Source organism: Sporosarcina sp. FSL K6-1522, from assembly GCF_038622445.1.
GTDB lineage: Bacteria > Bacillota > Bacilli > Bacillales_A > Planococcaceae > Sporosarcina.
In genome coordinates, this window is the sequence record NZ_CP152019.1 from 1,651,628 (window position 1) to 1,663,657 (window position 12,030).

Sequence of the window (12,030 nt, forward strand, 5' to 3'; positions counted from 1 at the left end):
AGGGAAGGATGGAGAATCAAGAACAGCAAAAGGCCTATTATGCTGCATTACAAGAACGAGCAACGGAGGTTGAACCCGAGCTCGTCTCACTAGCGAAGTGGGTTGTTGAGTTAAGTCAAATGGTGTATATCAGTCACGATGAAAAGCAGTTTTTAGCTTGTCAAGAGCGATTGCAGACACTTGCGAAAGAGAACGAGGAGACATTGTTTGAGCCGCTTGTGCGGGTGATGAAACAGCTGGCAAGTACATATACGGGGGAAGTTTTTGCTTATATCGTGACACATATTACGGATTATCCATATGCCGCGGGTTATGCGCGTAGGCCTTTCCGTACGAAGGACTTGACGGTCCATCTGCATCAAATCATGAGCAAGATGAGTGCGATATTGTATATGGAATGCAATGCGTTTTCGATTGTCGATTATTTGACGGTAGCGGATTATTCGATGCGCCATTCTTATCGATTGACATCGGTTATCAGTGATGTCTTAGCGTTTGAAATCGACCGTCAGAATCCACAGGTGACAGAGGCATTACAAGAAATTGTCTACGGAGACAATCAAACTGCGTTGCTGAGCCGAGAGATGATGAAAGGGATGTTCATGAGTCACGATGACAAGATGTATCACATGATGGGTGAGCTCTTGACCGCGGCACGGTTGCAGGAAGGGCTACGGCAATCGATTATGGAAACGATGGATGAAGGGACGTTGGCGGCAACTGTCCATCTATTGAAGGTGATTCTTGACGAAGGATTGATTCGCTATAGTGCGGTAGTGAGAGCGCTTGGCGTTTGGACAGGGATGGGATTGGAAGCGGTCAATCAGCGTGTTGCAGAGCAGCTGATTGAGGATGCATACGAGGTCGTGCAAGATGAAGCGGTTCGCGCATCTTGGTTAGCGAGTGGCAACGCGAATCATGTCTATTTAAGCTTATGGGCGACGGCAGTTTGGGAAGAGCAGGAGTTATTTGATAAAGTTGCGTATTTAATGGAGCATGGGAAGGACTATCAAAAAATTATTGCGCAATATGTGCTGGCCAATAGTGAGAATCGCGAAGTGCGCTATGGCATTGCGCGCCACTACTTAGATGCGATAAATCCAGAATTACAGTACTGGGTATTAACTAACTATTGCTATGATTATTCGCGTCCGTGGCGACCAGAAAGTGAAGCGCGTCGTTTGGTCGTCGAACGTACGCCGCTGTTAGCTAGTAAAGAAGAACGCCGGCGAGAATTTGAGCAATTGTGTACGATGGCGTTAAATACGACAGTGAAAGCGCAATCTGCTCCTTCTAGCGTCTTGGATTTTGTGCATTTTCACTATACGCCTGATTTGCCTATCCGTAAAATGCTGTACTTGACGGCTTATGATATGGACAATGAATGGATTGCTGCTGTCATTGCGTTGAAAGATCGGTTAAGTGTAGACATGCGGGGCGAATTACTATCATCTTTCATTGAAAATGATACGGATGCCGTGCAACGTGAATTTGTTTTTAGTTCTTTATCGGATAAAAGCATGAGTAACCGTGAAAAAGCATTGGAGCAGGCGAAAGATTGGACGTTAAATGAAGCAGAGTTACAACGTATCGAAAACTTGTTAAAGCTGAAGACGGGTTCTTTGCGTCAAAGTGCGATTGCGATTTTATTGCGACAGCCGGAGGACAGTGTGCTTGCGTCATTGACGCGGTTAGTACAAGGCAAGAGCGAGTTGCAACGCTTGGCGGCGCTGGAGACGATTGTGGAGATTTTTGAGGACACGGAACGTGAGGAGTTATATGAAAGATTGCGAGAGTTACCCGATTTAATTGCCAAACCGACGCAGAAAGAGCAGCAGGTACTTGGTCGGCTTCGTCAACGAAATGACTATACGTTGGCAAACGGTTTTGGTTTATTCGACCCACAGGCGATTGAACCTTGGTTAGCAGAAACACCAGCAATTGGGGCATTTGACTGGGGACATATTTTCCGGCTATCGACAGAAGAAATCGTTGGTTTTCTTGCTGGGCTGGAACGAGAAATCCACAAACATCGTGATACGGAATATGAGGTTGAGTATTACTCGGGCTATAAGGATACGTTGTTAGTGGGGGCTACATTGAGAAGTACTCGTCCTTATCAGGAAGAAAGAGAAGGGGACTCCGAACTGGAGAAGTATCCGCTGCATGAAGTGTGGAGGGAGTATGTAGAGCGTAGTCAGTTAGAGGCCATCGATTTACTGCAAATCTATTTCTATTCGATAGTAGAACCATTGGAGAAGCCGTTGGATGATTATTATTGGTATGAGTATGATTTTGACGATGATAGACAATTGGGTCAGCAAACGCTGTTAGATGGCTGGTGCAAGGAGTTTGTGGAGCAATTTTATCCTGTGCAACAAATTCAGGATGTGCAAACGGCTTTGAAAGACTGTATGTACCATGAACAAATCACTAATCTACTCCACGCTTATTTTATGGATAGTGATAAGCGCGCAACGTTTTCGGTCACAATGGATGCCTTACAAACAATTATGCAAGCCATTCCACAAGAGAAGTTTGCGGCTGAAAGAGGCATCCCATTGTTGTTAACGGGTCCTTGGCAGTCGATGGCACGCAGTCGTCTGCATGATGAAGATAGTTTTAAGCGTTTATTTCATATTTTTTATACGCTAGATCGGCTGAAGTCTAAGAAACTGGAGTATTCCATTCTCGATTTAAAAGATTATATACGTGCTTATGATGGTGGAATGATTGTGGCGGAAGAACTGTATCGAGAGTTACTTGCTAGCCATGACAGTCGCAATTATATGCGACGTTTGACAGCTGTATGGAAAAATGACATAGAGGATAAGCCGTCATTGGAGCCGATTCGGCGGACGGTCGTGGAGCGGATTTTGGATGTTGAACTGGAGCGGGGAGATTTACCAACGGAAGTGACACCTTTGGCGATGGCGCTAGGGCGAATGGAGGGCTTGGAGTATTTTGTTCGGATTTTGTCAGGACTTCAGCAAGAAACTTTTATTCGTGGGTATGTTTACGGCTATGGCGATAGCATTACGAAGAAGGAAGCGTTCAGTCATCTCTTGAAAATCAGCTATCCGCGTGAAGGGGAAGGGCATGAGCTGTTGCAACAATTGTTGGCGGGGCGTGATATTTCAGAGAAAAGATTGCTAGAGGCGGCGATGTATGCTCCGCAATGGTTGGACGTTGTTGCGAACTATTTAAATTGGGATGGTTTGCGCAGTGCAGCTTGGTATTTCCATGCACATATCAATGAAAGTTTTTCAGCGGAGAAGGAAACGATTGTCGCGCATTATTCACCGATTTCGGCACAGGATTTTCAGGATGGTGCGTTTGATATCGAGTGGTTTAAAGAGGCGTATGCGACGGTGGGAGACGAGCGATTTGGCCTGTTGTATGATTGTGCTAAATATATTTCGGCTGGATCGAATCACCGCAGATCACAGTTGTTTGCAGATGCAACACTCGGGAAGTTGTCGATTGAGGATATGCAGCAGTCGGTTGAAGCGAAACGCAATAAGGAGCATTTGCTGAGCTATAGTCTCATTCCGTTGAGCGACAAACGGGAACAAGATGTGCGTGAACGCTATGATTTCATCCAACGTTTTCTCGCACAGAGTAAGAAATTTGGTGCGCAGCGCCGAGCGAGTGAAGGCTTAGTTTCACAAATTGCACTCGGGAATTTGGCGAGAAATGCCGGTTATAGTGATGTCATTCGCCTGATGTGGGATATGGAAGCGCGGAAATTGGACGATATGCAAGCCTATTTTCAACCGCATTCGCTCGATGAGGAGACGACTGTCCAGTTGTCCATTGATGAAGAAGGGCGGGCAGCCATTGAGGTTACGCGCAAAGGGAAAGCGTTGAAAAACGTTCCGGCCAAATTTAAAAAGGATGATCATGTCACTGCTTTGAAGGCTATGAAGGCAGAGCTAACAGACCAGTATAAGAGAGCGCGTCAGGAACTTGAACGTTCGATGGAGGCAGGAACTCGATTTATGTTTGCGGAAGTAAAGGGATTGGCAAAAAATCCAGTCATTGCGCCTTTGTTGCGAACATTGGTGTTGAAAGCCGACGACTATTTGGGGTACTTCGATGGTGAAAATGCATTGATTGATCCGGCAGGTGTATCGGTATCACTTGAGGGGCAGGAAGAGCTTGTCATTGCGCATCCACTGCATTTATACGAAAGCGGTCAGTGGAGTCAATATCAGCAAGATTTATTTGAGCGACAAATGAGGCAGCCATTTAAGCAGATATTCCGCGAATTATATCTTCCGAATGCGGACGAACTGGCACACGGAACGGTGTCGCGCAGATATGCTGGACATCAAGTGCAACCGAGAAAAGCGGTCGCTTTGCTGAAAAATCGCCAGTGGACGGTCAGTTATGAAGAGGGACTGCAAAAGGTCTATTATGCGGAGAATTTAATCGTTAATCTCTATGCGCTGGCGGATTGGTTCTCACCTTCTGATGTTGAAGCACCTACGTTAGAAACCGTTCAATTTTTTGATCGAAATACGTATAAGAGTGTGCCGTTTGACAAGGTTCCGGCCATCCTATTTTCCGAAGTCATGCGCGATATCGATTTAGTCGTGAGTGTGGCGCATGTCGGTGGGGTTGACCCGGAAGCGAGTTTGACAACGATTGCGATGCGAAGTGTTATTGTGAATGAATCACTTCGTCTGTTGAAAATTGACAATGTTCGTTTGGACGGCAACTACGCTCGAATCGACGGAAAGCTCGGGGAATACGGCGTCCATTTGGGCAGCGGCATGGTGTATAAACAAGCAACAGGGGCGATGCATATCATTCCTGTCCATTCCCAGCATAGAGGACGTATTTTCTTACCATTTATAGATGAAGATCCGAAGACTGCGGAAATTTTGTCGAAGATTATGTTACTGGCGGAAGATCAGAAGATTAAAGATCCGGGGATTTTGATGCAGTTGACATAATCGGAGAAGTTCTATGGGAGTGGGGGAATTACAAAAAAAGACTTGCCATTTGCGCAAGTCTTTTTTTGTATGTTCGATTGTGTAGGCCTCAATCTAATCCGTTATCTAAGACCTGCTTCACCAAACGTCGTACCTCATCTGTTGTTTTCGTATCCATCAGTTGGTTTCTTAGTTCAGCTGCGCCTTTAAAGCCACGAATATAGATTTTGAAAAAGCGAAGAAGTGGCTTGAACGGGCGAGGTTCGGCTTCAGTTGAATATTGATCGTGAAGATCTAGCTGTAAAAGCAGTAAATCGAGATGCTCTTTGACGCTATGCTCTTTTGGTTCTTTTTCAAATGCAAATGGATTGGTGAAAACGCCGCGGCCAATCATGACACCGTCCACGCCGTATTGTTCGACTAATTTTAGTCCTGTTGCGCGGTCGGGAATGTCGCCATTTATCGTTAATAACGTGTTTGGTGCAATTTCGTCGCGTAATTTTTTGATTTCGGGGATCAGTTCCCAGTGTGCGTCTACTTTGCTCATTTCTTTTCTTGTACGAAGGTGAATGGAAAGATTCGCGATGTCTTGTTTCAATACATGTGTTAGCCAATCGCGCCATTCATCAACGTTGACGTAGCCTAATCTTGTTTTCACACTAACGGGTAATCCACCCGCTTTGGCTGCTTGAATAATTTCTGCTGCTACTTCGGGATGTTGGATTAACCCTGCACCTTTTCCGTTTGCTGCCACGTTTTGTACGGGGCAGCCCATATTTAAATCAATGCCACGGAACCCCATTTTTTTCATATCGATACTCATCTGTTCAAAGTAGGCGGGTTTATTGCCCCAAATATGCGCGACGATTGGTTGCTCATCTTCTGTGAACATTAAACGCCCACGCACACTTTCTCTTCCGTTAGGATGGCAATAACTTTCTGTATTCGTGAATTCCGTGAAAAATACGTCGGGTTTTCCAGCCTCACTAATGACATGGCGAAACACAACGTCCGTGACATCTTCCATTGGTGCTAATATAAAAAACGGCTTCGGTAAATCAAGCCAAAAATTATCTTCGTTACGCATTTTTTCTCCTCCTGTTGCAACATATAAAACGATATAAGGAATCGTAAAGTCCTGTACCCATCATCATATAGTATCATTTCTTGTTGTTGGATGCACAGCATAAATTGTGTAAGCGACTGTCACATATAGCGCATTCTCCGACTGAACTTATCAGATGTACATGTTCATAGCGCATGATTTTGTTATAATAACAAGGCATGTCTTTATTAAAAAGATTTTTAGATGACTGGATTGTTGAAAGGGGAATCATTCCTTGACTACTATAAAAGAAGAAACGTTCGTTGCGACAATTGATCATTTAGATCCGAAGGGCAATGGACAAGCTGCGGTGTGGATTGAGAGTGATAAAGGGTTTAATCCTAGAAAGTTAAAGTTGACGATTCCGCAGACGCTCCCAGGGGAGTCGGTGAAGGTAGTTGTTGAACGACCTGATAAGCGCAGATGGAAAGTTATGCCGGCAGAAATTGTAGCTACGAGCCCGGAACGGACAGCTGCACCTTGTCCACATTTTGAACTGTGTGGCGGTTGTGTGTGGCAACATTGGACGTATGAAGGACAATTGAAGTATAAGACACAGCAAGTGAAGAACGCATTGCAAGGTGAAGGACTCGATACTGAACTGGTATTGGATACGATTGGCATGGACGACCCGTGGCATTATCGAAATAAGATGGAGTTTACGTTTTCGCCTGAAGGGAACATTGGTCTGCATGAACAGGGCAATTTCCGCAATATTATCCCGCTAGAGACGTGTCGGATTGCAGGCCGGAATATGGTCGATGGCATGTTGGAAGTCAGTGAATGGGTCAAAGAGTTTGGCCTTAAAGGCTATGACAAAGATGCACATGCGGGGCTTCTGCGTCACTTGATGGTACGGGAATCGTTTGCAACGGGTGAAATGATGTTGGCTTTGTTTGCGACGGAAAAGCCTGACGGTGAATTGGCGTCTGCTGTTGAAAACCTTGTTGAACGAATTACGGCGAAGTTCCCGAATGTGAAAAGCCTTCTTTGGCTTGTCAATACAGACTGGGCGGATCGTACGCAGTCGGAGGATACGCATCTGTTAGCGGGGCGTGATTTCATTTATGATGAAATGGCGGGCTATCGCTATCGTCTGTGGTTCGATACTTTCTTCCAGACGAACCCTGTACAAGCTCAAAAACTTGTGGATCTTGCGTTGGAAATGGGGAAACCACAGGAAGACGAGAAGATGATTGACCTGTTTTGTGGTGTCGGCACGTTCTCTTTACCGTTCGCTGCACGTGTGAAGGAATTGGCTGGAATCGAAATTGTCGAGACGTCGATTGAATCTGCGAAACGCAATGCCGTCGATAATGATTTGCATAACACGACATTCCTTGCCCGTGATGCACGGAGAGGGATTGATGAAATGCACGAGCAGTTCGGCTTTGCGGATATTTTGCTGATAGATCCACCGCGTTGTGGAGCTGGCGGGAAAGTGATGCGCCGCATAGGTCGTTCCCAACCAAAACGGATTGTCTATGTATCTTGTAATCCTGACACATTTGCAACGGATGTTGCTGAATTGCTGCCATTTGGCTATAAGTTAAAAACTGTGCAACCTGTCGACTTATTCCCGCATACGACGCATGTGGAATTAGTGACACTGCTAGTTTTAGAAGATGATTGAGTTGTTCATAATCCCTCAATCATGGCAAATTAATTTAGAACGTACCAATAGATTACACCTATAATTTTACAGTAAAACCTAACTCTTATGCATAGAGTTAGGTTTTTTTGCGATAAAAAAAGATTATTGCTTAACAAAAAAATGGATGTTTACTACAGTCAAAACAACAGTTTAAAAGCTCATTAAGCCCAATGGATTAATGTAAAAGAAGCCATCAGTTTTCTGAATAAATAATTGTAAAACTCTTATATGCATATGCTTCAAAGATGGACTTTTCTTTATTCTTTTACATTTCACCTTGATAAACTAATGAATAAAGTTTATACTTCATTTTGGATATAGTGCAGGAAATCACTTTATTTTTAAGCGGATATAACTGAACACTTTTAATGTTATGAGTCAATTGACATAGATTTTATAAAATGAGGTGGAAAAATGTCGACAATACAACAAAATAAGCATCAGATGCTTAGGATGCTAGAAGAATTAGTCAATATCGATAGTGGAAGTTTTGACAAAGAAGGCGTAGATCGAGTAGGGGATTACCTTTGCAAACTTTACGAAGAAATCGGCTTTTCAATCACTACATACGAGAACGAAGCATTAGGGAACAACATCGTATTACGTCATAAAGAAGCCGTGAATCCAGCGATTTTACTGTTAGCGCATATGGACACTGTTTTTCCGAAAGGAACTGTCGAGAAGCGGCCTTTTTCTAAAGACGAGCACCGTGCTTTTGGACCTGGTGTAATTGATATGAAAGCGAGCCATGTGCAGCTCTATTTTGCAATTCGTGAATTAATGGCACAGCAAAACGATGCTTACAAAAACATCGAAATTTTATTGAATAGCGATGAGGAAATCGGCTCTAAAGCTTCACGATCATTCATTGAAAAGCATGCAATGGGTAAAAAAGCCGCATTCGTTTTAGAACCAGCTCGCGCTGATGGATCTCTCGTCAGTGAAAGAAAAGGGACAGGAAACTATTTACTTGAAATTCACGGGAAAGCAGCACATGCAGGCATCGAGCCTGAAAACGGACGTAGTGCAATCGAAGTACTTGGTCATAAAATTGTAAAACTCCATGCGTTATCTAATTTAACAGAAGGCATTCACGTCAATGTCGGTACGATTAACGGCGGAACGTCAACGAATACAGTTGCTGCTTTTGCAAGCGCTACCATAGATGTGCGCATTAGCAGAGAAGAACAAGCCGTGGAAATTGAACAAGCTGTGAAAGATATTTGTTCAACCTCTGAAATTGAGGGTGTAACCCTTACATTAACAGGCGGCATTAACCGTTATCCGATGGTTTTCACGAAGGATACCGAAAAAATCATTCACCTCATTGAACAAGAAGGAAAAGAATTAGGCATTACGATTACACATGTTGCTACAGGTGGCGGCTCTGATGCATCGCTCGTCTCGATATTAGGCATCCCAACAATAGATGGCCTAGGCCCTGTCGGTGGAAAGCCGCATAGTGAAGACGAATATTTAGAAATTGCTAGTTTAAGTGAAAGAACAGTACTATTAACGAAGATTCTTAAGCGTTTTCAAACGGACAGCCCGTTTTAATTTCATCCGAACGAATCACTTATTACGGTTGTAAAACCGAACAAACCCTATGACTATTCATTAAAAAGTTCGTAAATATATCGTTGATTGGAGCGTAAGGCGGCGACTCCCGCGGAAAGCGTCCGCCTGAAGTGGAAATCGACCTCGTTCGGATTTGAGTGCGAATTATTCAATTATGAAATTAACTTGAACATATATTTCAAAAAATACCTTATATAGATAGGAAGGTCTTTAGATGAACAACAATCAAAAGAAGAAATTTAAGCTTGGCATGCCAGATGCGTTTGTCATTATCTTTTCAATTATTGTATTGGCCGCGATTTCAACGTATCTTATTCCAGCTGGCTCTTATGAACGTGAAACAATCGATGGCGTGACCAAAGTGGTTCCGAATAGCTATTCTGTCATTGACTCAAATCCGACGGGTTTCTTGGAACTCTTTACTTCTATTCAAGTCGGACTGATTCAATCTGCGAACATTATTTTCTTAATCTTCGTCATCGGGGGAATCGTACGCGTCATTGAATCAACAGGTGCAATCGACTCTGGAATCAATACATTGATTGTTAAAACAAAAGGTCGATATATGGTATTAATCACTTCTGTAGCCGCAATCTTTGGTCTCTTAGCTTCGATGGGACTCGCTTCAAATGCTGTTATCGCCTTTATACCAATAGGAATCGCTCTTGCTCGCTCTTTAAAATTAGATGCCATTGTTGGGATTTCAACCATCTATCTTGGGTATTTCTCAGGAATGATCGCCGGCATTTTCGATCCAACGATTTTAGGTTTAGCGCAAACAATTGCGGAATTACCATTATTCTCGGGGATGCCTTTACGTATTGTTATTTTCATAGCACTTCTGACAATTACCATTATCTATACAAATCTTTACGCGAAGAAAATTAAAAACGACCCGAAGAAGTCAATTATGGGGGACAAACCATTTGGAACGCTTGAAGATGAACTGGAAGATGCCGGCAACCTGGATGATAAACCTGCTGTATTTACAACGCTTCAAAAAGCTGTATTGCTGTCATTTGTTTCATTCATCGGTATTTTCATTTACGGTGCATTCACAAAAGGTTGGGGCGTCAATGAATTAGTTGGAATTTTCCTCATCATGGGTATGTTCATAGCAATGATTGCGCGCATTACACCAAATGATTTTGTGAAAATCTTTATCGATGGTGCAAGATCCATTACGTATGGTGCATTAGTTGTTGGATTAGCGCGTGCGGTAATTGTTATTATGGAGAACGGTCATGTTATGGATACAATTGTTAACGCAGCACTAGCACCATTACAATCTGTATCTGTCTACGCAGGTGGACTGTTATTATTCGTCTTTAACCTGCTATTCAACTTACTCGTAACATCTGGAACGGGTCAGGCAGCCATTGTCATGCCTGTCATGGTACCACTCGTTGATATGTTAGGGATTACAAGACAAACAGGTGCATTGGCATTCATGCTTGGTGATGGGATTACAAACATCATCGCGCCAACATCAGGTGTGCTCATGGCTGTGCTAGCAGTCGGAGGTGTCAGATGGACACAATGGATTCGATACGCCTTCCCACTTATGTTAATGTGGATAGTCGTCGGTGCAATCGCAATCTGTTATGCAATCTTCACAGGATATGGTCCATTCTAATTAACCAAAAAAGATTCTAATGTATGTTCATTAGAATCTTTTTTGGTTCTTATGTTATTTTTAATAGTCTTCATTAATATAGTCTTTCGTATTCTCTAGGAAAACAGATGAATCATTGCCTTCTTCATCAATCACCTTCGCCACTTCGAATAATAGGACATTTAAAATAGACATTGTCACAGGAGACTTATGGATTGTCCCTCTATTTCTCGTAAATACTAAAGGAATGACAACGTCCGCAAACTCTACAATTGGCGCATCGAGTGAATCTGTAATGGCGATCACGGTTAATCCTTTTTTCTTCGCTTTTTCCGCAATATTAATGGTATCGACAGAATACCTAAAGAAAGAGAATGCAATGACAACAGAACCTTCTTTCAGCTTTTCAATCAATAGAAAATCCTCTTCGGCTCGATATAATATCGTGTCTCCAACAAGATATTGTAAGTTAGTCGATAACCAATGCGCATAAATAAAGGAATGATTATGGCCTACAATCACTCTCTTTTTATTATCCAGAATCAGATTGACGACTTGTTCAATAAGCGCCACATCAATTTGTTCGATATTTCTTTTTAAATGCATCATATCTAACGTCATACTCTTCAAAATAGGATGCTGATACTGTTCATCTATGTCTGTCGTGACATCTTGCGTATTATTTAATAAATGTTCTCTTATATCATGTTGAAAATCCTTGAAGCCTTTGTATCCGATCTCATTACAAAATCGAATAATCATCGTTTCAGAAACACCAATCACTTTTCCCGATTGTTTCGCCGGATGAATGACAAAAACCATAGGATCTACCAATACATTGTCAGCTACTTTTTTCAGCCCTTTTGTTAAGGAATCGTACTTTTCTTTCGTCTTCACTAAATATTTTGGCTCCATAAAAACACCTTATTTCATCCTATTTTAAACCGAATACTTTACTTTTATCTCAAATAAAGTATATCCCCTCATAAAATTTATTTCAAGTTAGGCTATTGCGTCGTTTTACACATATGAAACAAACGAAGCTACTGAGAAACTTCTTTGTATAGGGCGTTAGAGTGACAGCTATACAAAGAACGCCCCATCATCCGAAAAGATAAAGGGGCGTTTGCTTATGCTC

General features: G+C 42.7%; 6 protein-coding genes. 4 read left to right on the top strand and 2 right to left on the bottom strand.

Translation table 11 applies throughout. The features are described 5' to 3' along the window. Positions 1–8 precede the first annotated feature (8 nt). Positions 9–4,961, top strand: coding sequence for a DUF4132 domain-containing protein (locus MKY34_RS08075; RefSeq protein ID WP_342514672.1), 4,953 nt, complete (start codon positions 9–11; stop codon positions 4,959–4,961). 88 nt (positions 4,962–5,049) lie between these two features. On the opposite strand, the gene MKY34_RS08080 is transcribed toward MKY34_RS08075, so the two are convergent. Continuing rightward, entirely contained in the window at positions 5,050–6,027 is a 978-nt protein-coding gene (locus MKY34_RS08080) for a tRNA-dihydrouridine synthase (protein WP_342514673.1), read from the bottom strand. A 253-nt stretch (positions 6,028–6,280) separates the two neighbouring features. Between MKY34_RS08080 and rlmD the strand changes: the two genes are divergently transcribed. The 3 genes from rlmD to MKY34_RS08095 all read left to right on the top strand — a co-directional run bounded on the left by rlmD (position 6,281) and on the right by MKY34_RS08095 (position 10,913). Beyond that, positions 6,281–7,678, top strand: a complete 1,398-nt coding sequence (gene rlmD, locus MKY34_RS08085; protein WP_342514674.1) for a 23S rRNA (uracil(1939)-C(5))-methyltransferase RlmD — start codon at positions 6,281–6,283, stop codon at positions 7,676–7,678. Positions 7,679–8,113: 435 nt separating this feature from the next. Continuing rightward, positions 8,114–9,256, top strand: a complete 1,143-nt coding sequence (locus MKY34_RS08090; protein ID WP_342514675.1) for a M20 family metallopeptidase — start codon at positions 8,114–8,116, stop codon at positions 9,254–9,256. A 235-nt stretch (positions 9,257–9,491) separates the two neighbouring features. Continuing rightward, the gene (locus MKY34_RS08095) at positions 9,492–10,913 is read left to right on the top strand and encodes a YfcC family protein (protein ID WP_342514676.1); all 1,422 of its coding nucleotides are present in this window, start codon (positions 9,492–9,494) and stop codon (positions 10,911–10,913) included. 60 nt (positions 10,914–10,973) lie between these two features. On the opposite strand, the gene MKY34_RS08100 is transcribed toward MKY34_RS08095, so the two are convergent. Further along, a complete protein-coding gene (locus MKY34_RS08100) occupies positions 10,974–11,807 on the bottom strand; it encodes a MurR/RpiR family transcriptional regulator (protein WP_342514677.1) in 834 nt (277 codons plus the stop codon). Positions 11,808–12,030: the final 223 nt, after the last annotated feature.